20 protein-coding genes are annotated in these 21,887 nt (G+C 64.2%); 6 read left to right on the forward strand and 14 right to left on the reverse strand.

The genetic code is table 11. The annotated features are described in order from the left end of the window. Nucleotides 1–81: 81 nt before the first annotated feature. The gene (orn, locus tag GEV39_RS22595; protein WP_009681312.1) at nucleotides 82–624 is read right to left on the reverse strand and encodes an oligoribonuclease; all 543 of its coding nucleotides are present in this window, start codon (nucleotides 622–624) and stop codon (nucleotides 82–84) included. Between the two features lie 157 nt (nucleotides 625–781). On the opposite strand from orn, the gene rsgA reads away from it, so the two are divergent. After that, the gene (gene rsgA / locus GEV39_RS22600) at nucleotides 782–1,813 is read left to right on the forward strand and encodes a small ribosomal subunit biogenesis GTPase RsgA (protein ID WP_173891277.1); all 1,032 of its coding nucleotides are present in this window, start codon (nucleotides 782–784) and stop codon (nucleotides 1,811–1,813) included. A 76-nt stretch (nucleotides 1,814–1,889) separates the two neighbouring features. On the opposite strand, the gene motB is transcribed toward rsgA, so the two are convergent. Continuing rightward, nucleotides 1,890–2,912, reverse strand: coding sequence for a flagellar motor protein MotB (gene motB / locus GEV39_RS22605; protein WP_173891278.1), 1,023 nt, complete (start codon nucleotides 2,910–2,912; stop codon nucleotides 1,890–1,892). Between the two features lie 3 nt (nucleotides 2,913–2,915). Then, a complete protein-coding gene (motA, locus tag GEV39_RS22610) occupies nucleotides 2,916–3,767 on the reverse strand; it encodes a flagellar motor stator protein MotA (protein WP_009681315.1) in 852 nt (283 codons plus the stop codon). A gap of 130 nt (nucleotides 3,768–3,897) precedes the next feature. On the opposite strand from motA, the gene GEV39_RS22615 reads away from it, so the two are divergent. From GEV39_RS22615 to asd, 3 genes are read left to right on the forward strand one after another with little or no spacing between them, the layout of a single operon-like run. Continuing rightward, nucleotides 3,898–5,433, forward strand: a complete 1,536-nt coding sequence (locus GEV39_RS22615; RefSeq protein WP_173891279.1) for an HDOD domain-containing protein — start codon at nucleotides 3,898–3,900, stop codon at nucleotides 5,431–5,433. Nucleotides 5,434–5,477: 44 nt separating this feature from the next. Beyond that, nucleotides 5,478–6,287: a rhodanese-like domain-containing protein gene (locus tag GEV39_RS22620; protein WP_173891280.1), complete on the forward strand. Its 810-nt coding sequence runs from the start codon at nucleotides 5,478–5,480 to the stop codon at nucleotides 6,285–6,287. A gap of 9 nt (nucleotides 6,288–6,296) precedes the next feature. Continuing rightward, the gene (gene asd, locus GEV39_RS22625) at nucleotides 6,297–7,160 is read left to right on the forward strand and encodes an archaetidylserine decarboxylase (RefSeq protein ID WP_029887865.1); all 864 of its coding nucleotides are present in this window, start codon (nucleotides 6,297–6,299) and stop codon (nucleotides 7,158–7,160) included. An 82-nt stretch (nucleotides 7,161–7,242) separates the two neighbouring features. On the opposite strand, the gene serB is transcribed toward asd, so the two are convergent. Further along, a complete protein-coding gene (gene serB / locus GEV39_RS22630) occupies nucleotides 7,243–8,457 on the reverse strand; it encodes a phosphoserine phosphatase SerB (protein ID WP_173891281.1) in 1,215 nt (404 codons plus the stop codon). 134 nt (nucleotides 8,458–8,591) lie between these two features. Here serB and GEV39_RS22635 point away from each other — a divergent pair, with 134 nt between their 5' ends. Continuing rightward, nucleotides 8,592–10,064 carry an AhpA/YtjB family protein gene (locus tag GEV39_RS22635; protein WP_173891282.1) on the forward strand — a complete coding sequence of 491 codons (1,473 nt, stop codon included), beginning with the start codon at nucleotides 8,592–8,594 and terminating at the stop codon, nucleotides 10,062–10,064. Between the two features lie 147 nt (nucleotides 10,065–10,211). Here GEV39_RS22635 and GEV39_RS22640 read toward each other — a convergent pair whose 3' ends face one another. The 9 genes from GEV39_RS22640 to GEV39_RS22680 all read right to left on the reverse strand — a co-directional run bounded on the left by GEV39_RS22640 (nucleotide 10,212) and on the right by GEV39_RS22680 (nucleotide 19,632). Beyond that, the gene (locus tag GEV39_RS22640; RefSeq protein WP_173891283.1) at nucleotides 10,212–10,922 is read right to left on the reverse strand and encodes a PqiC family protein; all 711 of its coding nucleotides are present in this window, start codon (nucleotides 10,920–10,922) and stop codon (nucleotides 10,212–10,214) included. Between the two features lie 172 nt (nucleotides 10,923–11,094). After that, nucleotides 11,095–13,353: a DNA topoisomerase IV subunit A gene (parC, locus tag GEV39_RS22645; RefSeq protein ID WP_110676621.1), complete on the reverse strand. Its 2,259-nt coding sequence runs from the start codon at nucleotides 13,351–13,353 to the stop codon at nucleotides 11,095–11,097. A gap of 10 nt (nucleotides 13,354–13,363) precedes the next feature. Beyond that, entirely contained in the window at nucleotides 13,364–13,882 is a 519-nt protein-coding gene (locus GEV39_RS22650) for a retropepsin-like aspartic protease family protein (RefSeq protein ID WP_173891284.1), read from the reverse strand. After that, nucleotides 13,879–14,865 carry an esterase-like activity of phytase family protein gene (locus GEV39_RS22655; protein ID WP_173891285.1) on the reverse strand — a complete coding sequence of 329 codons (987 nt, stop codon included), beginning with the start codon at nucleotides 14,863–14,865 and terminating at the stop codon, nucleotides 13,879–13,881. The genes GEV39_RS22650 and GEV39_RS22655 overlap by 4 nt, the downstream gene beginning before the upstream one ends. Further along, nucleotides 14,862–16,766, reverse strand: coding sequence for a DNA topoisomerase IV subunit B (gene parE / locus GEV39_RS22660; protein WP_009681328.1), 1,905 nt, complete (start codon nucleotides 16,764–16,766; stop codon nucleotides 14,862–14,864). Before parE ends, GEV39_RS22655 begins: the two co-directional genes overlap by 4 nt. A 35-nt stretch (nucleotides 16,767–16,801) precedes the next feature. Continuing rightward, nucleotides 16,802–17,410 (reverse strand): YqiA/YcfP family alpha/beta fold hydrolase, encoded by a 609-nt coding sequence (locus GEV39_RS22665; protein ID WP_173891286.1) that lies wholly within the window; start codon nucleotides 17,408–17,410, stop codon nucleotides 16,802–16,804. Nucleotides 17,411–17,685: 275 nt separating this feature from the next. Then, a complete protein-coding gene (cpdA, locus tag GEV39_RS22670) occupies nucleotides 17,686–18,486 on the reverse strand; it encodes a 3',5'-cyclic-AMP phosphodiesterase (protein WP_173891287.1) in 801 nt (266 codons plus the stop codon). An 85-nt stretch (nucleotides 18,487–18,571) separates the two neighbouring features. Then, nucleotides 18,572–19,024: a DUF1249 domain-containing protein gene (locus GEV39_RS22675; protein ID WP_009681331.1), complete on the reverse strand. Its 453-nt coding sequence runs from the start codon at nucleotides 19,022–19,024 to the stop codon at nucleotides 18,572–18,574. Then, a complete protein-coding gene (locus tag GEV39_RS22680; RefSeq protein ID WP_173891288.1) occupies nucleotides 19,015–19,632 on the reverse strand; it encodes an NUDIX domain-containing protein in 618 nt (205 codons plus the stop codon). The genes GEV39_RS22675 and GEV39_RS22680 overlap by 10 nt, the downstream gene beginning before the upstream one ends. Before the next feature lie 185 nt (nucleotides 19,633–19,817). Between GEV39_RS22680 and GEV39_RS22685 the strand changes: the two genes are divergently transcribed. Continuing rightward, nucleotides 19,818–20,564: an RsiV family protein gene (locus GEV39_RS22685; RefSeq protein ID WP_173891289.1), complete on the forward strand. Its 747-nt coding sequence runs from the start codon at nucleotides 19,818–19,820 to the stop codon at nucleotides 20,562–20,564. Here GEV39_RS22685 and cytX read toward each other — a convergent pair. Beyond that, entirely contained in the window at nucleotides 20,533–21,816 is a 1,284-nt protein-coding gene (cytX, locus tag GEV39_RS22690) for a putative hydroxymethylpyrimidine transporter CytX (protein ID WP_173891290.1), read from the reverse strand. The genes GEV39_RS22685 and cytX overlap by 32 nt on opposite strands. Nucleotides 21,817–21,887 lie beyond the last annotated feature (71 nt).

Here is a 21,887-nt window from a genome sequence, read left to right on the forward strand (position 1 = left end):
CGTGCGGGAAAGGCGCGCAGTCTAACCAGTTGCCCAAGGCACCAAAAGGGGGCGCAGCCAGAATATCTGCGCCGTAACGGTTCACACCTTGATGAAATGCTCCCGGTAGTGGCGCAGCTCGGCAATCGATTCGCGAATGTCGTCCAGCGCCAGGTGCGTATTGCCCTTCTTGAAACTGTCACGCACGTCCGGCGCCCAGCGCGCTGCCAGTTCTTTCAGGGTCGAGACATCCAGGTTGCGGTAGTGGAAGTAGTTTTCCAGGTTGCGCATGTGCCGGTAGAGGAAGCGACGGTCCTGGCAGATGCTGTTGCCGCAGATCGGCGATTTGCCTTTGGGCACCCACTGCTCGAGGAAAGCAATGGTCTGGGCCTCGGCCTCGGCCATGCCGACCTTGCTGTCGCGCACACGCTGGGTCAGACCAGACGCTCCATGGGTGCGGGTGTTCCACTCGTCCATGCGGGCCAGTACTTCATCGCTGTGGTGGATGGCGATCACCGGGCCTTCGGCCAGGGTGTTCAGCTCGCTGTCGGTGACAATGGTGGCCATTTCGATGATGACGTCGCTGTCCGGATCGAGGCCGGTCATTTCCAGGTCGATCCAGATCAGGTTCTGTGGGTTTTGCATGCAGAAGCTCCTCATATAGCCCGTCATATTAGCCTAGTGGCCCAGCCACGCCCATTCACCGCATGCCGGTCACACAAGCACAATGGTGCACCGCCTGGCGTGCTAAACTGCCTGCCGTTTTCAATGCCCTGACCCGGGCCCTTCTCACGGAATGTTCATGGCCAAACGCCAGCTCAATCGCCGCCAGAACTGGCGCATCGAAAAAATCCAGGGCGAGCGAGCTGCTCGCGCGGCCAAACGCGAGCAGCATGTGCTGCAGGAACTGGAAGGTGGCGACCTGGGGCCGGAACAACTGGGCCTGGTGATTGCCCACTTTGGCGTGCAGGTCGAGGTAGAGGCCCAAGATGGCGACGTTGCAGGCCAGGTGTTCCGCTGCCACTTGCGCGCCAACCTGCCAGCACTGGTCACTGGCGACCGCGTGGTATGGCGTGCAGGCAACCAGGGCATAGGCGTGATCGTGGCGCAGATGCCACGCAGCACCGAACTTTGCCGGCCGAACAACCATGGCCAGTTGAAACCGGTCGCCGCCAACGTCGACCTCATCGTGATCGTGTTTGCCCCGGCCCCGGAACCGCACCCGAACCTGATCGACCGTTACCTGGTCGCTGCCGAGCATGCAGGCCTGCGCCCGCTGCTGCTGTTGAACAAGGCCGACCTGATCAACGCCGAGAACGGCCCCGGCCTGCGGGCGCTGCTCGAGGTCTACCGCGAGCTGGGCTACCCGCTGCTGGAGGTATCTGCCCACCACGGTGATGGCATGCAACGCCTGCAGCAGCAACTTGACGGGCACATCAGCGTGTTCGTCGGCCAGTCGGGTGTGGGCAAGTCTTCGCTGGTCAACAGCCTGCTGCCAGAGGCCGGCACCCGCGTCGGCGACCTGTCGGAATGGTCGGGCCAGGGTACCCACACCACCACCACCGCGCGGCTGTACCATTTCCCTAATGGCGGCGACCTTATCGACTCGCCGGGCATCCGCGAATTCGGCCTTGGCCACGTCAGCCGCAGCGATGTGGAGGATGGCTTCATCGAGTTCCGCGACCTGTTCGGCACCTGCCGCTTCCGCGATTGCAAACATGACCGCGAGCCCGGCTGCGCGTTGCTCAAGGCGCTGGACGATGGCCGGATCTCGCAGCAACGCATGAACAGCTACCGCTCGATCATCGCCAGCCTGACGGAAGACAGCTACTGACCGGGCGGTAAGCCTTTTTACGCTGCGAGGCCCGCCCGCACGGCCCTGCAAAGCGCCGTGCAAGGTTTCGCGGGGCCTACTGCTCCTTGCTCTCGTCCATCTTCAGCGTGCCATCCTCGAAGATGTTCAGCTTCTGGCGCAGTTCACGTGGTTGCATCGGCGCCTGACCGGCCCCGGCACCGGGCGCCGCGCCACTGGCCGGTGGGGCCGCAGGCGGGGCTGCCGGTGCTTGCGGTGCACCCTGCTCGCCCTGCTCACCCTCGATGTTGCGCTGGGCTTTCTTGGTCAGCACGATGATGTCGATGCGGCGGTTTACCGGGTTGAACGGGTTTTTGCGGTCGAACAGCGATGACGATGCATACCCCACCACCCGAGCCACCTGGCCGTCCGGGTACCCACCTGCTACCAATGCCCGGCGTGCGGCATTGGCGCGGTTGGCCGACAGCTCCCAGTTGCCGAACTCGCCAGTGCCGGCATACGGTTTGGCATCGGTGTGGCCGCTGATGCTGATCTTGTTGGGCACTGCCTTGATGGTGTCGGCCATGGCCAACAGAATATCTTCGAAGTACGGCTGCAGGCGCGCACTGCCGATATCGAACATCGGACGGTTCTCGGCGTCCATGATCTGGATACGCAGGCCATCCTGGGTGATCTCGAACAGGATCTGGTCTTTGAACTTCTGCAGTTGCGGGTTCTCTTCGACCTTGTTCTGCAGCTCCTGCAACAGCAATTCAAGGCGCTCGCGCTCGACCTGCTCGGCCATGGTCTCCACCTGGTCCTTGTCCAGCTGGGTGGGCGACGGCTGCGTGGGCTCGGTTTTCACTTCCGGGTTGATGGTTTTGTCCGGCGCCATTTCGGGGGAACCACCCAGGTCGATGACGTAGGGCGTACCACTTTCGGAGAACCCAATCGGGTCCTGGAAGTAACCGGCAATGGCGATCTTCTGCTCAGGCGTGGCCGTGGACAACAGCCACAGCACCAGGAAGAACGCCATCATCGCCGTGGCGAAGTCGGCAAAGGCGATTTTCCAGGCGCCGCCGTGGTGGCCGCCGCCAAAGCGCTTGACGCGCTTGACGATGATGGGCTGATTGTTCTCCATGAATCAGCGACCGCGAACCGCTTGTTCCAGCTCGGCGAAGCTTGGGCGGTGCTTGGGGTACAGCACCTTGCGCCCGAACTCGACCGCCAGCGACGGCGGCATGCCCGAAGCCGAGGCCACCAGCGATGCCTTGATCGACTCGTACAGGTTCAGCTCTTCCTTGGCGTCGTGCTCCAGGCACTTGGCCAGCGGGCCGAAGAAGCCGTAAGCCGCGAGAATACCGAAGAACGTACCGACCAGCGCCGCCCCCACGTGCATGCCGATGGCCGCCTGGTCCCCATCACCCAGCGAGGCCATGGTCACCACGATACCCAGCACCGCCGCTACGATACCGAAGCCGGGCATGCCATCGGCGATGCCGGTCACCGCATGGGACGGGTGCTCAAGCTCTTCCTTCATGCTCAGCAGCTCCATGTCGAACAGGCCCTCGAGCTCGTGCGGGGCCATGTTGCCGGTAGACATGATGCGCAGGTAGTCGCAGACGAACGCGGTCATGCGCTCATCGGCCAGTACCGTGGGGTACTTGGCGAAAATCGGGCTGGCGGCGGCGTCTTCGATGTCGGCCTCGATGGCCATCATGCCTTCGCGACGGCTCTTGTTGAGGATTTCGTACACCAGCCCCAGCACTTCAAGGTAAAACGCATGGCTGAAGCGCGAGCCGAACATCTTCATCGACTTCTTGATGACGTGCATGGTCATGTAGCCAGGGTTGGCCTGCAGGAATGCACCAAAGGCCGCACCGCCGATGATCAGTACTTCGAACGGCTGGATCAGCGCCGCGATCTTGCCGTGGGAAAGCACGTAGCCGCCGAGCACGCTCGCGAATACGACGATGATGCCGATAATTTTAGCCATAGGTTCAAAGCACTTGCTGTCGTGGTCAGGGGAAGAGACGAGAGCTGTAAAACTCTTCTTCTACTTATCGGCAGAACTGCGCCAGACTATAGCCACACAATGCGAAAAGCCAGTTCGGACTGATGTCAAAATGCCAATTGAAACCAAGGTGCCCGCTCAGGCTCCGCGAACGCTAGAGGCCTGGGTCAAGCTGCTCGAGAGTGTTCGCATCCCGGTGCCGAAGCACAGCTACGACCGGGTCATGGCGGCCATCCACGATAGCCGCCGCTCGCTGCGCGACATCGCCGAACTGATGCAAGATAGCCCGGCGCTGGTGTTGTCGGTGATGCGTGAAGCCAACCACGCCACCAACGCCAGCATGGCCGAACCGGCCGAAAGCCTTGAAGTGGCCCTCAACCGGCTCGGCCTGGAGCGCAGCGAGCTGTTGCTCAAGCGCCTGCCAGCAGTGCCTGTTGAAGAAATCCCACCGGTTCTGTGCCAGTTCCAGATGATCAGCCAGCACGCAGCGCAGCAGGCCAGCGGCCTGTTCGCCAGCCGCCTGGCGCGGCTGTGGCAGGAAATCCACTGGGGCAGCCTGCTGTTCCTGTCGCCCCTCTGGCCGCTGGCGCTGGCCTACCCGAAGCTGCTCGACACCTGGGAGCTGCGGGTGATCCACAAGGGTGAAGAGGCCGCTCATGTCGAGGAAGAACTGTTTGGCGTGCGCATAATGGCGCTGTGCCAGACCATGGCCGAATACTGGCGCCTGCCGCAGTGGGTGACCCAGGGTTACCGCCTGCTGCTGGAAGAGCGCGAGCAACTGGCCCAGGTGCTGAGCATCGCCCGCGACGAAGACCTGCTCAGCCAGCAACACCGCCTGGACGCAGAGCCCGGCCTGCGGCGCTGGTTCAACCAGCCGGCCAATACCGTATTGCTGGCCAACAACCTGGCCCTGGCGGCGCAGGTCGGCTGGGACAACCCGCACCTGTTGCGCTGGCAGCTGCTGACCGCCCTGTACCTGCAGACTTCGCTGGAAGACGTGCAGCAACAAGTTCACCAGCAGGCAGCCGCCAGCGCCCGTCGCCATGCCCGGCATGCACTGTTCCATCCAGCCGAGGCCCTGATATGGCCGTGGCACCAGCGCCGCCCGCACCCAGACATGCTGGCGGCGCCACCGCCCAGCAGTGAAGAGCTGGCGCGCTGGCGCACACTGTGCCAGCACCTGCTGGCGCAACCCAGCCCGTTCACCAATACCGTGCACCTGGCCACCCAGGCACAAGAGGCCCTGCTGGCCTGCGGCATGCAACGCATCATGCTGCTGAGCCTGGACAAGAGCACCGATACCCTGCGCGTGCAGCAGACCGCCGGCTTGCCCAAGGAGGCCGCGGGCCTGGCCCTGCAGGTGGCGCAGAACAAACTGCTGCAGAAACTGATGAGCCAGGCCGGGCAGCTGCGCATCACCCCGCAGAACCACAGCCAGTTCGCCGCCCTGCTGCCAGCACCGCTGCGCGCCCTGTTCCGCAGTGAGCATGTGCTGCTGCGCTCGCTGGCGGTGAACGATCAGGTGCTCATGCTGCTGGTGGCCGACCAGGCTTGCAGGCCCATGACCGATATCAGCGTGCAAGCCTTCGGCAAAACCGTGCAATGCATCGAGCGGGCACTGTCGCTGTTCGCCAACCGCAAAGCCTGAGCCTTGCGCTACAATCGCTCCTCTTTCCACTCTGGAGACCGTGGATGACCGACTTTTCCGGCCTGCCCCTGGTGATCGAAGCTGCAGACCTGCTGCCGCGCCTGGATTCACCGCAGTTGATCTTGGTCGACCTGAGCAGCGCCAACCGCTATGTCAGCGGGCATATCCCCGGCGCCCGCTTTGTCGAGGGCAAGCGCACCCAGCTTGGCCAGCCACCGGCCCCTGGTCTGCTGCCGCCCCTGGGCGAACTGGAAAAACTGTTCAGCGAACTCGGCCACCGCGATGATGCCGTCTACGTGGTGTATGACGATGAAGGCGGTGGTTGGGCGGGGCGTTTCATCTGGCTGCTCGACGTGATCGGCCATGCGCGCTACCACTACCTCAATGGCGGTATCCAGGCCTGGCCAGCCGACAAGCTGTCCACCGAAGTGCCCGCAAGCGGCACCGCCCCGGTGCACCTGCACCTCGACACTGCACCTACAGCCACCCGCGAGTACCTGCAAAGCCGCCTGGGCGCCGATGACCTGGTGATCTGGGACGCACGCGCCCCACAGGAATTCAACGGCGAAAAAGTGTTGTCGGCCAAGGGCGGTCACATCCCTGGTGCGGTCAACTTCGAGTGGACCGCCGGCATGGACCTCAACGACCACCTGCGGATCCGCGAGGATATCGCCGAAGTGCTGCAAAGCCTGGGCATCACCTCCGACAAGGAGGTGGTTACCCATTGCCAGTCCCACCGCCGTTCCGGTTTCACCTATTTGGTGGCCAAGGCCCTCGGCTACCCACGCGTCAAGGCTTATGCCGGCTCGTGGAGCGAATGGGGCAACCACCCGGACACGCCTGTAGAAGTTTAAGGAACCTGCATGAAATCCCGTCTGTTCATCATCAGCCAGTACCTGCTGCCGCACCACCTGCTGTCGCGGCTGGCCGGCTGCGTCGCCGAGTGCCGCGTGCGCTGGTTCAAGAACGCCTTCACCGCCTGGTTCGCCAAGCGCTACCAGGTCGACATGAGCCAGGCGCTGGTCGAAGACCTGAGCGCCTACGAGCACTTCAACGCATTCTTCACCCGCGCCCTGAAGCCGGGCGCCCGCCCGCTGGATGAAACCCCGGGCGCCATCCTGTGCCCCGCCGACGGCGCCGTGAGCCAGCTTGGCCCGATCGAGCATGGCCGCATCTTCCAGGCCAAAGGCCACGGTTTCAGCGCGCAGGAGCTGCTGGGCGGTGACCCGGCGCTGGCCGCCCCGTTCATGGGCGGTGAGTTTGCCACCATCTACTTGTCGCCCAAGGACTACCACCGCGTGCACATGCCGCTGGCCGGCACCCTGCGCGAGATGGTCTACGTGCCGGGCCGCCTGTTCTCGGTGAACCAGACCACTGCTGAAAACGTGCCCGAGCTGTTCGCCCGCAACGAGCGGGTGGTCTGCCTGTTCGACACCGAACGCGGGCCGATGGCCGTGGTGCTGGTGGGTGCGATGATCGTTGCTTCGATCGAGACCGTGTGGGCTGGCCTGGTGACGCCGCCCAAGCGTGAGCTCAAGACCTTCCGATACGACGACGCCAGCCGTGCGCCGATCCACCTGGAGAAAGGTGCCGAGCTGGGGCGCTTCAAGCTGGGTTCGACGGCCATCGTGTTGTTCGGGCCGCAGCAGGTGAAGTGGGCCGAGAGCCTGGGTGCCGGGTCTGCCGTGCGCATGGGGCAGCAGCTGGCGGCGCCTGTGCAGGCTTGATGGCCTGATAAAAGCTGGGCCGCTTCGCGGCCCTTCGCGGGCATGCCCGCGAAGGGCTGCAAAGCAGCCCCAGATTTCCCGATCAGCCGCGCGCGTCGCGGTCGCGCAAGCCCAACAGGTACAACACGCCGTCCAGGCCCAGGGTAGAAATCGCCTGCTTGGCCGACTGGCGCACCAGCGGCTTGGCGCGAAATGCCACGCCCAGGCCGGCCAGCGCCAGCATTGGCAGGTCGTTGGCGCCATCGCCCACGGCAATGGTCTGTTCCAGTTGCAAGCCCTCATCGCTGGCCAGTTTCTGCAGCAGTTCGGCCTTGCGCTGGGCATCGACAATCGGCTCGACCGCCACACCAGTCACCTTGCCATCCACCACTTCCAGCTCGTTGGCGAACACATAGTCGATACCCAGGCGCGCCTGCACCTGGCGGGCAAAATAGGTAAACCCACCGGACAGAATGGCAGTCTTGTAACCCAGGCGCTTGAGCTCGGCGAACAGGTTTTCCGCGCCTTCGGTCAGGCGCAGCGAGGCGCCGATTTCGTCCAGCACGCCCACATCCAGGCCCTTGAGCAAGGCCATGCGCTCCTTGAAACTGGCGCGGAAGTCCAGTTCGCCACGCATGGCCCGTTCGGTGATGGCAGCCACCTGCTCGCCCACGCCAGCCGCCTTGGCCAGTTCGTCGATGACCTCGGCCTCGATCAGCGTCGAATCCATGTCGAATACCGCCAGGCGGCGGTTGCGGCGGAACAGGTCGTCTTTCTGGAAGGCAATGTCGACGCTCAGCGCCTGCGCCAGGGCGAAGAAATCGGCACGCAGGGCCTGGGCATCGCTCGGCACTCCACGCACGGATATCTCGACCGCCGCCTTGCCCTTGCCGGTGTCGGCGTCCAGCGCCACCCGGGCCGACAGCCGCTCGATGCGTTCGATCGTCAGGCCGTACTGGCTGATCACCGCACTGACCCGTTGCAGTTGCTCGGGGGTGATCTTGCGGCTGAGCAGGGTCACCACATGGCGCGCCTCACCGTGGCCGTCGGCCCAGTGCTGGTAGTCCGCCTCGGAAATCGGCGTATAACGGGCCTGCAGGTTCAGCTCGTGGGCCTTGGCTTGCACACCCTGCAGCAGGGCAGTTGCCACTTCGTTGTCAGGGATATCGACCAGGATGCCGAACGACAGGGTGCCGTGCATGACCGCCAGGCCGATGTCGAGGATACTCACACCGCCCTGCAGCAGGACGCCGGTGATTGCCGCAGTGAGACCGGGACGGTCCTCACCGGTGATGTTGATCAGGACGATTTCGCGCACAACCTGGCTCCGACTTCGATGAAAAATGCGCATTCTACCGACTTTCCATGACCATCGGGCGCCAACGATACTTTGCCGACAAAACCCGGCTCGCTATACTCCCCCCACTTTCTTGCCATTAAGAGCCGAGCTCTGTGAACCGGCCCACGCCCGTCAAACCAGACAACTTCTTCCTGATGATCTATCGTGCCCTGAGTCAACGTCGCGTGCCGCTGGCACTGCGCATCGCCTGCACCAACATCTTTCTGGTGGCGCTGGCACTGGTGATCTACGCCTGTGTGATGGGCCTGCAGTTCAAGCAGGCCATGCACGAGCAGGCCGACGCCCTCGGCCAGAGCCTGACCACGCAAACGGCCACTTCGGCGACCGAACTGCTGGTAGCCAACGATATCCTCAGCCTCAACGTGCTGCTGGGCAACCTGGTGAAAAACCCGCTGGTGGCCCATGCGGCCATCTACAGCGTGGACAACCGCATCCTCGCCGAAGCCGGGCAACGCCCGCGCAATAGCCTGCTGGGCGAGGCCGAAGGCGTGTACCAGACCAAGATCAGCTTCCAGGACGTGGCTGCCGGGCAGCTGCGCATCAGCCTGGACATGAGCCAATTCCAGCAGCCCATGCTGATCAGCCTGCAAAGCATGGGCATTCTGGCGGCCATCCTGCTGGCGCTGGCCTTGGCGCTCAGCTTGCGTCAGGGCCGCTACATCACCCTGCCGTTGCTGCAGTTGCGGGTATGGCTGCGCGACCCGCAGTACTACACCCCGGCCACCGACCGCCAGGATGAAATCGGCGACATCGCCCGCCAGCTGCATGCGCGCCTGGCGCCACCGCCGCCACCAGAGCCGGAGCCGGAGCCAGAGCCTGAGGAAGACGACGATGAACCGTTCGACGACCCGCAGCACGCCAGCCCGGCACTCAAGGCCGCGCCGCGCGCCAAGGTCGCCGCAGTGCCAGACGTGGAAGATGACGAAGCATTCGCCGGCCTGCTCGACGACGACACTGGGCCAAGAACCGCAGTGGTAGACGAATCCGACGAACCGCACTTCAGCGCCATCCTCGCCGTGCAGCTGGGCTCCCAGGAGCAACTGCGGCGTCTGCCGCGCACCCGCCTGACCGAGCTGACCGAGCGTTACCGTGACTGCCTGGAGCATGCCGCATCGCTGTACGACGGCGAAACGCACACACTCAACGATGGCAGCACCCTGGTGCTGTTCCACAGCCGCGTATGTGGCGAGGACTACCTGACCAACGCCATCTGCTGCGGCGAGCTGTTGCGCGCCCTGGGCCATGCCCTGCAGATCGAAGTGGCCGACAGCGGCATCACCTTGCAATTGCAGCTTGGCCTGGTGCTGGGCAACGATCTGCATGGGCTGGAGCTGGTAGACGTGTTGATCGCCGAAAAAGCCCAGGATGCCCTGGCGCTGTCGCAGCACAGCCGCAACCTGTTGCTGGTGGAGCGGCAGATCAGCGATGACGCACTGATTCGCCAGCGCGCACGCATTCGCCCGATTGCCAGCCCTGAGGGCGCCTGCTGCGTGGAGCGCCTGCTGGAACCGTACCCGTCGATGCTGGAACGGCAACTGGCGCGCATGCACGAGCGTAGGGCCTGACAGGCTGCGCTGGGCACTGGGGTTGCCGCGCAGCCCCTTAGCAACGCAAGGCCGCGCGTCCAGCGCCCCAGCCAAGCTCCGCAATGGTTTGACGCAGACATGAAAAAGCCCGCAGCATCGCGGGCTTTTTTGCACCTGGCGGTTAGGTCAGAACCGATAGACTTCCATATCGGTGCGAATCGGCGAGGCCATCGGGATCTTGGACTTCTCCGGCGCCTTCTTCACCTGCACCGGTGCAGCCGGCTTTTTCGGCGTGTCTTCAGCAATTGCCGGTTGGTTGGCCAGCGGCTTCACCGCCGTGCTCAGCTGCTCGGCCAGCTTCTGCAGCAATTGGCCCTGGGCCTGTACCTGCGACGACTCGCTGCCCTCATGTGGCTGTTCCAGGTGAACGATACGGTTGTCACGCACGCGGCCACGGCGGTCCAGCAGGCGCCACTGGGCGTCTAGGATGGCCGGTTGGTCCTTGCCCGAGTCCAGGCGGGTAATCGACAGCAGCACCTGTACATCCGGCGTGAAACCGGCCGTTGCCGGGGCCAGTACCACACGCTGGCTGTCCAGGCGCCAGGCCAGCTGGCGCACCAGCAACTGGTCGATGTCCGACGACAGGCTACCCGCCCAACGACCGTCGGTCGCCGCGCTCAGGCTGCCATCGGCCTGGCGCTGCAGGAACGTCTCGCGCTGCAGGTAATCGGCCACCGATACCGGCCCGAGTACAACGGCCATGCCCGCACTCTGCGACGGCTGGCCAGGATCACCACTGTCGAGCTGGTACAAGGCGACAGGCTGGTGCATGGTGCACCCGCCCAGCCCCAGCAGGCCAGTCATCAACAGCGCAAGTGGAAGGCGCAGAAATTTCATCATCCCATCCAGGCGGCTGCCTACAGGCACACCGCAGTGATACATATAAATTCAAACGGGCACACGACCACGCCGGCGCCACAAGGGCCATATCATCCGCGAAATAACCGTCCGACTCCAGTGTTTCTGCCCGGAACGGCGCTGTAATTGCCGTTCCAGACATTTCCACCGGTTACGCCGGCACTTCCACCTGCAAGCTATCGACGCGCTGGAACCCACGCGGCAGCTTGCTGCCACGCCGGCCACGCTCGCCCTTGTAGTGTTCAAGGTCGTCGGGCTTCAGAGACAGGGTACGCTTGCCGGCCTGCAATACAAGGGTCGCCCCGTCGGCGATCACGGCCAGGTCGGTGACGAACTCTTCGCGGCTGGCGACCCGGTCGCCGGGTACACCGATGATCTTGTTGCCCTTGCCTTTACCCAGCTGTGGCAAGTCGCTGACCTTGAACACCAGCAGGCGGCCTTCGGTGGTCACCGCCGCCAGCCAGTCCTGCTCACGGTTGGCCACCGGCCGCGGCGTCATGACCTTGGCGCCGTTGGGCAGGCTGAGCAAACCCTTGCCGGCCTTGTTCTTGGCCTGCAGGTCTTCACCCTTGACCACGAAGCCGTAGCCGGCGTCGGACGCGACCACGTACAGCGCATCGTCCTCTGGCAGCAGCACGCAATCGAAGGTGGCCCCAGGCGGAGGCGTCAGGCGCCCCGTCAGCGGCTCACCCTGACCACGCGCCGAAGGCAGGCTGTGGGCGGCCAGCGAGTAGCTGCGCCCGGTCGAGTCGATCAGCACGGCAAACTGGTTGGAGCGGCCAGCAGCAGCGGCCTTGAAGCCGTCGCCTGCCTTGTACGACAAGCCGGTCGCATCGATGTCGTGGCCCTTGGCACAGCGTATCCAGCCTTTTTCCGACAGCACCACGGTCACCGGCTCGGTCGGCATCAGCTCATTTTCCGACAGCGCCTTGGCTTCGGCGCGCTCGACGATAGGCGAGCGGCGGTCGTCGCCATAGGTTTCGGCATCCTTGATCAGCTCGCTGCGCACCAGCTTGCGCAGTTTGGCTTCGCTGCCCAGCAGCGCCTGCAATTTGGCTTGCTCTTTTAGCAGTTCGTCCTGCTCGCCGCGGATTTTCATCTCTTCCAAACGCGCCAACTGCCGCAGGCGGGTCTCAAGGATGTAGTCGGCCTGGATTTCGGTCAGGCCGAAGCGCGCGATCAGCGCCTGTTTGGGGTGGTCCTCGGTGCGGATGATGTGGATCACTTCATCCAGGTTGAGGAACGCGGTGAGCAAACCGTCCAGCAGGTGCAGGCGCTTCTCGACCTTGTCCAGGCGGTGCTGCAGCCGGCGACGAACGGTATGGGTGCGGAACTCCAGCCATTCCACCAGGATCGTGCGCAGGTTCTTCAGCTGCGGCCGGCCGTCGAGGCCGATGATATTGACGTTGACCCGGTAGCTGCTTTCCAAGTCGGTTGTGGCGAACAGGTGCTGCATCAGCTCGTCGGCATCCACACGATTGGACCGCGGGATGATGACGATGCGGCAAGGGTTTTCGTGATCCGACTCGTCGCGCAGGTCGGCCACCATCGGCAGCTTCTTGGCCTGCATCTGCGCCGCGATCTGCTCCAGCACCTTGGCCCCCGACACCTGGTGGGGCAACGCGGTTACAACGATGTCGCCGTCCTCGACGCGGTACACGGCGCGCATGCGGATCGAGCCACGGCCACTTTCGTACATCTTGAGGATTTCGGCCCGCGGCGTGACGATTTCGGCCTCGGTCGGGTAGTCCGGCCCTTGAATATGCTCGCACAACTGCTCGATGGTGGCCTTGGGCTCGTCGAGCAGGCGCACGCAGGCGCTGGCCACTTCACGCAGGTTGTGCGGCGGCACATCGGTGGCCATGCCCACGGCGATACCGGTGGTGCCGTTGAGCAGAATGTTGGGCAGGCGTGCCGGCAACACGGCGGGCTCCTGCAAGGTGCCGTCGAAGTTGGGCACCCAATCGACGGTGCCCTGACCGACTTCGCTGAGCAGCACTTCGGCATAGCGGGACAACCGCGCCTCGGTGTAGCGCATGGCCGCGAACGACTTCGGATCGTCCGGCGCACCCCAGTTGCCCTGGCCATCGACCAGTGTGTAGCGGTAGCTGAACGGCTGCGCCATCAGCACCATGGCTTCATAGCAGGCCGAGTCGCCATGGGGGTGGAACTTGCCGAGCACGTCACCGACGGTACGCGCCGACTTCTTGTGCTTGGCATCGGCATCGAGCCCCAACTCGCTCATGGCGTAGACAATGCGCCGCTGCACTGGCTTGAGGCCATCGCCGATATGCGGCAGGGCGCGGTCCATGATCACGTACATGGAGTAGTTGAGGTAGGCCTGTTCGGTGAAGTCAGCCAGCGAGCGGCGTTCTACGCCGTCCAGGCTGAGTTCCAGTGAGTCGCTCATGCGGGCCTCGTCATTTCAGGTTCTGGCGCAGCAGCATGGTGCCACCGCGCTGGGTAAATTCAAGTTGTTGCAGGGCACTCATGCCCAGTAGCACGGTGGGGCCATCCAGGCCCGGCACGACGATGGCGCGTACGTTCTGCAGGCGTATGTCGCCCAGTTGCAGGCTGGCCAACCGCGTGCGGTAGCCCTCGGTGCGGCCATTGGCGGTACTCAGCAGCACCGGGCTGCCACGCGCCAGGCCCAAGTCGCGGGCCAGCCCTTCGGGGATCGCGACGTCGGTGGCCCCGGTGTCGAGCATGAAATGCACCACCTGGCCATTGATCGCGCCATCCACCACGAAATGCCCCTGGCCATTACTCAGCAGGCGCACCTCGATGAAACCTTGGCCGTGCTCCGACTGCACCTGGCGGTTAGGGTTGCGCTGGCTGTCTTCCCACTGGCCGAAAAAGCGTGTGGCCAGAAACAGCGCAGCCGCCCAGGCAAGCACCATCAGCACCCGGCCTGCGCGCTTGCCCGGTGCCTGGCTCACGGTTTGGCGCCCCAGCCGCCCTGAGGCGCCTCGAAGCGCCACACGATCGGGCGCCGCTCGCCATCGGCACGGTCAGCATTGTTGTTGTCCAACCCGACCCAAGCGCCTTTGCCGTCGATCACCAGCGCCTCGGCCAGGCCGAACGGCTGATCGTAGCGGCGCATGGGCTCCAGCGCCTCGGCGGCGAACGACCAGCAGCGCTCGACCTCGCCGCTGTCGGCATCCCGCCGGCATATCCGGTAGGCGTTGCGCTCAAGGGTGAACAGCTTGCCCTCGAACCAGGCGAGGTCGGAAAAGTCGCGCGACAGGGCCCGGGCCGCTGGCATTTGCGGCGGCTGCATCTCGACCCCGGCCTCGCTCAGCAGCACGCAACCGCGCCCGCAGGTCCATACCGACTGCTGCCGTTCGATGGCCACCAGGCCACGCCGCTCGCGCTCGGCCGCCAGCCACAGGCGGTCACCCGCCGGGTTGATTGCCAGCCCCTCAAACAGCGCATTGAAGTTCAGCAGCATGCCACTGGCCCGCGCCTGACGGACCATGGCCGGGTCGATCTTGAGCCAGTCGGGCTCACCTTCGGGCGGCAGTTGCAGCACCGCAGCGTGGGCCTCGCTGACCAGGTACAGGTTGTTTGCCTGGTCGCAGGTGATGCCTTCGAAGTCCAGCGCGCCGCCGCGAATGTACGACGCCGCCCAGTTGCGTGACTTCAGGCCCCACGGCAGGCCGCTTTCCGGCACCGGCGGTGCAGTGAAGGCAAGCGCCTGCGCGCGCCAGGTAGCGCTCTGCTGGTCGAAGCGGTAGATGCGGTCATCGTCGCGGTCGGACACGCCCCATAACGCCCCCCGGCAGACTGCCAGACCAGACAGGTTGCCACCGCGCATACCGTCTATCGGGTGCTCGGCAGTCATCTTCAGCTCTGGCCAGTCGCCCGCCAGGCCCGGCAGGGCAACCAGCGCCAGCCAGGCCGCCAGAAGCAAACGAATCAAACCATGACCTCGGCGAGGTTACCTTTGGTTTCCAGCCAGTTCTTGCGGTCACCGGCGCGCTTCTTGGCCAGCAGCTTGTCCATCAGCTCGCAAGTCGCCTGCACGTCGTCCAGGGTCAGTTGCACCAGGCGCCGGGTATTCGGGTCCATGGTGGTTTCACGCAGTTGTGGCGGGTTCATTTCGCCCAAACCCTTGAAGCGGGTGACTTGGGGTTTGCCGCGTTTCTTCTCGGCCACCAGGCGGTCGAGAATGCCATCACGCTCGGCTTCGTCGAGGGCGTAGTAGATTTCCTTGCCCAGGTCGATGCGGTACAGCGGCGGCATGGCCACATACACGTGCCCGGCCTCGACCAGTGCACGGAAGTGCTGCACGAACAGCGCGCACAACAGCGTGGCAATGTGCAGGCCGTCGGAGTCGGCGTCGGCGAGGATGCAGATTTTGCCATAGCGCAGTTGCGCCAGGTCGGTGGCACCCGGGTCGACCCCGATGGCCACGGCAATGTTGTGCACTTCCTGGCTGGCCAGGACTTCGCCGCCGTCCACTTCCCAGGTGTTGAGGATCTTGCCGCGCAGCGGCAGGATGGCCTGGAATTCCTTGTCCCGGGCCTGCTTGGCCGAGCCACCGGCCGAGTCACCCTCGACCAGGAACAGCTCGGCACGCATCGGGTCCTGGCCGGCGCAGTCGGCCAGCTTGCCGGGCAATGCCGGGCCCTGGGTGATGCGCTTGCGCTCGACCTTCTTGCTGGCCTTGAGGCGGCGGCCGGCGTTGCTGATGGCCAGCTCCGCCAGTTGCATGCCCAGTTCAGGGTGGGCGTTGAGCCACAGGCTGAAGGCATCCTTGACCACGCCAGAGACGAATGCCGCCGCCTCACGTGAAGACAGCCGCTCTTTGGTCTGCCCGGAGAACTGCGGGTCCTGCATCTTCATCGAAAGGACGAAAGTGATGCGTTCCCAAACGTCTTCAGGTGCCAGCTTGACCCCGCGCGGCAGCAGGTTGCGGAATTCGCAGAACTCGCGCATGGCATCCAGCAGGCCCTGGCGCAGGCCATTGACATGGGTACCACCCTGGGCGGTAGGGATCAGGTTGACGTAGCTTTCCTGGATGCTGTCGCCGCCTTCGGGCAGCCACAACAAGGCCCAGTCTACCGCTTCCTTGTTACCGGCCAGGCTGCCGCAGAACGGCTCATCGGGCAGGCGCTGGAACTCGTTGACCGAATCGACCAGGTAGGAACGCAGGCCATCCTCGTAGTGCCATTCGACCTTTTCGCCGCTGGCCTTGTCCTCGAAGCTGACCAGCAGGCCTGGGCACAGCACGGCCTTGGCCTTGAGCACGTGCTTGAGACGGCTGATGGAGAATTTCGGCGAATCGAAATACTTGGGGTCGGGGCTGAAATACACGCTGGTGCCGGTGTTGCGCTTGCCGACCGAACCGACAACTTCGAGCTCGCTGGCCTTGAAGCCGTCGGCGAAGGTCATCTGGTACTCATTGCCGTCGCGTTTGACACGCACGCGCACCTGGGTCGACAGGGCGTTGACCACCGAGATGCCAACGCCGTGCAAGCCACCGGAGAACTGGTAGTTCTTGTTGGAGAACTTGCCGCCGGCGTGCAGCTTGGTCAGGATCAGCTCGACCCCGGACACGCCCTCTTCGGGGTGAATGTCCACCGGCATGCCACGGCCGTCGTCGCTGACTTCCAGCGAGTGGTCGGCATGCAGAATGACCTGCACGGAGCGGGCGTGCCCGGCCAGGGCTTCGTCGACGCTGTTGTCGATCACTTCCTGGGCCAGGTGGTTGGGGCGGCTGGTGTCGGTGTACATGCCCGGCCGCTTGCGGACCGGGTCAAGGCCCGAGAGGACTTCGATGGCGTCTGCGTTATAGGCGCTAGCGCTGGGATTGGCCATAGGGTCTCGTCGTCAGTCTGGTGAGTGCAAAAAAGTCAAAATACAGAAAAATCGAGCGCTGCATACTGCCCACGCGCAATACCGGCAAACGCCAGCAGGGCCGGCAGGCGCTCGGCAAAGCCCTGGAAACTGTGGTCACCACCGGCCTGGATGCGCAGGGCGCAAGCACGGTAATAACGCTCGGCATGGCGGTAATCCAGGGTTTCGTCGGCGGTTTGCAACCACACTTGATAGCGGCTGGCATCGACCGGCGCTGGCACTTCGAGTTCGGCCAGGGCCTGCACGTGGTCCAGGGTCAGCTCCCAGGTTTCATCGGTGTAGTGGTTGCGCTGGCTACCCAGGTAGCCGTCAAAGTGCTTGTGCGGGGTAACCGCCGGGTTGACCAGCAAGGCCTTGAGGCCATGGCGCTCCGCCAGACAGGTGGCATAGTAGCCGCCGAGCGAACTGCCCACCAGTAATGGCGCGCCCAGTTCGGCGATGGCCGCCTCAAGCTGGGCGATGGCCTGGCGTGGGTGATGGTGCAAGGCGGGCACCCGCAGTTGGTCGGCCAGGCCGAGCTGCTGCATGACCGCTTCGAGCTGGCGCGCCTTGGTGGAAAGCGGCGAGCTGTTGAAGCCATGGATATAGAGGATGGAACCCGACATGCTGCCCCCGGAATCTGTGGCTTCGCGCCTGATGATGCGGGCGCAGGGACGCGCAGTGTAGCGCGTTAGCCGGGTTTTGACGCAGTGTCACGGGTTTCGCAACAATTTCTTCACCATAGCCCGCTGCAACAGGGCACCCTGTAGGAGCGGCCTTGTGTCGCGAAAGGGGTGCGAAGCGCCCCCCAGAATTTCAGCTTCGCCGCAGATATTGCCGGGGCCGCTTTGCGGCCCTTTCGCGACACAAGGCCGCTCCTGCAGTTGGCCGCGCAACCCGCTCAATAACCTGGGCTATCGAAGTCGAGCTTCACTTCAAAGTCCCATGCCCGCTCCACCCCGGTCTCCAGCCGCCCGTCGGCGTGCAGGCGCAGCCAGCGGTACCCAGGCTGCTCTTCGCTCACCTTGAAGTCCTCGCTGCGGGCCGCGAACTGAATGCAGGTCGATGGCGTAGCCAGCAAACGCCGGCCATCGCGTAGCTCATCCCACTCCTGGTGCACATGCCCCCACAGCAATGCCCGAACCTGTGGGTAACCGGCAATGGTGTCAAACAGGGCCTGGGCATTGCGCAAGCCGATCGGCGCGATCCAGGCGCAACCGATGTCTACCGGCTGATGGTGGAAACACACCAGGCAATGTCGACCGTTCGCTTCTTTCAACGCGGCGCCCAGGACGGCCAATTGGTCACCCTGCAAAAAACCGTGGGTCGCGCCCTGCACGGCGGTGTTGAGCATGACGATGCGCCAGGCCCCCACATCGGTCACCGCCTGCACCAGTTCCGGCGCAACCTGCGCCATGACCTGGGCTTCGTCGTGGTTGCCCGGCAACCAGCGGGTGGGCACGGCAAGCGGCGCAGTCAGCTCGCGGAACGCTTGATACGAGGCAACGCTGGCGTCCTGTGACAAGTCGCCGGTGCACAGCAGCACATCCACCTGAGCTTGCTCGCGTTGTACCTGGGCCACCACATGGCGCAGGCTGTCACGGGTATTGAGCCCCAGCATGCTACCGCCCGGGGCGGCGAACAGGTGGGCATCGGTCAGTTGCACCACATGCACGGGGCGCGGTTGGTCTGGCGGCGGCAACGGCCATCTCCTCGAACGGGTTCAGCCGCAATTATGGCCGGGCGAAGGCCGTGAGCAAACACCCGCGAACGACCTGCGTCAAACTTCAGCGAACGCTGGCCAGCTCGTGGCCACAGGCCAGGCAGTGGCTCAGCCACTCACCCAGGAACAGGTTGAGCTGGGCTTTTTCGTCTGGCTGGTGCATCGCCTCGTTCGGGTAGGGGTAGATGCTGCGCAGGCGCCGGGCATGTTCGGCGCTGATCACCTCGGCCATGCGCGCATCGTGATACACCTGCACCTCCAGGTGCGGCACCGGCAGCCATGGCAAGCTGTGTTCCTGACGTATATGCAGGGTAGTGGTGTACGGGCAGGCCAGCACCACGTCGAGCACCAGCACGCCAAGCATCTGGTCGCCCTGGGTCATACCGATGCGGCGCGAGCTCTGGGTGGTACGCATGTCCGGCAGCAAGCGCATCAGCCGGGCATAGTTGGCCTCACAGGCTGCCTGCAGCCCGGCCAGGTCGACTCGATAGCGCTCGCGCAGCAGGTTCACTTCCACATTCCTCGTACTTCGTCACGGTTCAGCGCCAGCCATTGCAAGCCGATGATGGTCGCCGCGTTGCAGATGCGCCCCTCGCGCACGGCCTGCAAGGCATCTTCGAACGACCATACCCGCACGCGAATGTCTTCACCCTCGGCCTCCAGGCCATGCAGCCCCCCTGCCCCTTTGCTGCTGCAGCGGCCAAGGAACAAGTGCACGTACTCATCGCTGCCGCCAGGCGACGGGAAGTAGCGGGTCATCGGCCACAGGGCAGCGAACGTCAGGCCCGCTTCTTCCTCGGCTTCGCGGTGGGCGACTTCCTCGGGTTGCTCGTCCTTGTCGATCAGCCCGGCCACCATTTCGATCAGCCAGGGGTTTTCGGCCTTGCCCATTGCACCGACGCGGAACTGTTCGATCAGCACCACTTCATCGCGCAGCGGGTCGTAGGGCAGGACACACACCGCATCGTGACGCACGAACAGTTCACGGCTGATCTCGCGCCCCATGCCGCCCGCGAACAGCTCGTGGCGCAAGTGCACCTTGTCGAGCTTGTAGAAGCCCTGGAAGCAGTTTTCGCGCTTGACGATCTCGACCGCCCTGGGCACTGAGTTCAACGTCTCTGACATGGAAATCCTCGCTACCTCAATCACAGCATCGCGCCATCCTACTCCGCACGCCAGCGCGTTTCACCCCTTTCCAGCAACCATTCGCACAGTCGGGACAGCACGCGCGCACTCTGTTAGCTTAGTGGCGAACCGAAGGCCGCGCAGACGGTCAAAGGCCGACTTTTCCCTGTTCTGCAAGGATCATCATGACCATTGTCAAACTGACTTCCGTGGCCGTGCTGGCACTCGCTCTGGGCGCCTGCCAGAGCCTGTTCACGCCCAACTACCGGACCCCGCTAGAGGTCAAACGCGACGCCTGGGAGCATGTAAAACCCGGTTGCAGCGAAAGCGATTGCCCGCTGGTGAACATCGACATGGTGCACTTCCCGGCCCTGCCCAAGCTTGACGGCATCGTCGAAAAGCGCTTGCTGCAACTGACCGAAGACAATCAGCATGGCACCGCGCCGGCCACCCTGCAGGCCTATGAACAGCAATACCTGGCCAGCGCCGATAAACGTAACAGCAGCTACCTGCAAGCCAAGGTACGCGAGCAGCATGACGGCCTGGTGATCATCGAGCTGTCCAGCTACCTGGACAGCGGTGGCGCGCACGGCATGCCCGGGCGTGGTTTCATCAACTACTCCCGCAAGCTGGACAAGGTGCTGACCCTGCAGGACATGCTGGTGCCTGGCCAGGAAGAGACCTTCTGGAAAACCGTCGAAGAGTCGCACCGCGCCTGGCTGATGAGCGTGGGCATGGACAAGGACGCCGAGTTCGTCAAGACCTGGCCGTTCAAGAAGTCGCCGCACATCGCCCTGACGTACGGCGCGCTGGTGGTCAAATACGAGGTCTATGCCATCGCGCCCTATTCCATGGGCCACGTGGAACTGAAAATCCCCTACCCGCGCCTCAACGGCGTGCTCAAGCCGGAACTGTTCCCCGGCCGCGGCTGAAGCTCAACAGCCCGTGCAGCACACCTGCCAGCAGCAATGCTGGCAGGGTGGCGCCCAGCTCGGGGGCATTGGCGGCAATCAGGTGGTAGGCCGCCACCCCCGCGAACCAGGCCAGTAGCGCCTGCCAGTGCAAACCCTTGACCTGTACTGGCAGGCCACGGCGACGCACCACGTAATGGTCTACCAGCACTACGCCGAACAGCGGCGCAAACACCGAACCGATCAGCAACAGGAAGTTCTCGTACTGAGCCAATGGCGCCAGCAAGGCGATCAGGGTGCACAGCACGCCGATGGCCAGTGCCAGGTGCTCCACCTTCAACGGTAGCAGCACCCCGGTGGAGACCGCCGCCGAGTGGATGTCGGCGAATGCCTTTTCCGACTCGTCGAGCAGAATCAGCAGCAACGGAATCCCCATGCCGGCGCCAGCCAAGGCCAGCAACAGCGCATTGACTTCGCCACTGGCGGCGAAGGCCAGGGTGTAGGCGACGCCCAGGCTCATCAGCCAGGTATTGCCGATGAAGTAGCCCAGCACGGTACCGCCGAACACGTGCCTGCCATTACGGGCGAAACGTGAATAGTCGGCGATCAGCGGCAGCCACGACAGCGGCATGGCAATGACGATGTCGAAGCCTACTGCCAGCGACATCGAGCCAGCCCCGGCGCGCCCCCACAACTCAGCCAGGTCGGCCTTGGCGAACAAGTTCCAGGTCAGCCAGACGCAGGCGCCCAGCAATAACCAGATACCCCAGGCGCGCAGCACCTTGCGCACGAACGCCAGTGGCCCGCTCACCGCCAGCAAGGTCGCCAGGGCACCAAAGCACAGGGTCCACAGCATCGGGCTGTTCCAGGCGCTGTGCTCACCGAAGGCACGTGCGCCCAGCAGGCTGGCGGCATCGCGCATGACGATGATCTCGAACGCCCCCCAGCCCACCAGTTGCAGCAAGTTGAGCACCGCCGGCAAGCGCGTGCCATGGCTGCCCAGGCTGAGCTTCAGGGTGCCCATGGCCGACAGCCCGGTGTCACTGCCGATGACCCCGGCGGCGCCCAGCAACAGCACGCCCACGCCGGTGCCCAGGGCAATGGCCAGTACTGCGCCAGCAAGGCCCAGACCCGGCGCGAGCATGGCGCCGACTTGCAGCACCATCAGGCCGATGCCCAGGGAAAACCAGAGGGAGAACAGGTCACGCGCACCGAAGATGCGCTGGTGGGTGGGGACCGGGTGGTCGGGGGAGAACTGGCTGGGTGATGTCATGGTTGGCGCTCGCCGGCAATGTTGTTGGTGTTCCTGGCGAGGACTTCGTCCTCGTATCGCGACGCAAGGCC

Source organism: Pseudomonas sp. NY5710, assembly GCF_013305665.1.
Lineage (GTDB): Bacteria > Pseudomonadota > Gammaproteobacteria > Pseudomonadales > Pseudomonadaceae > Aquipseudomonas > Aquipseudomonas juntendi.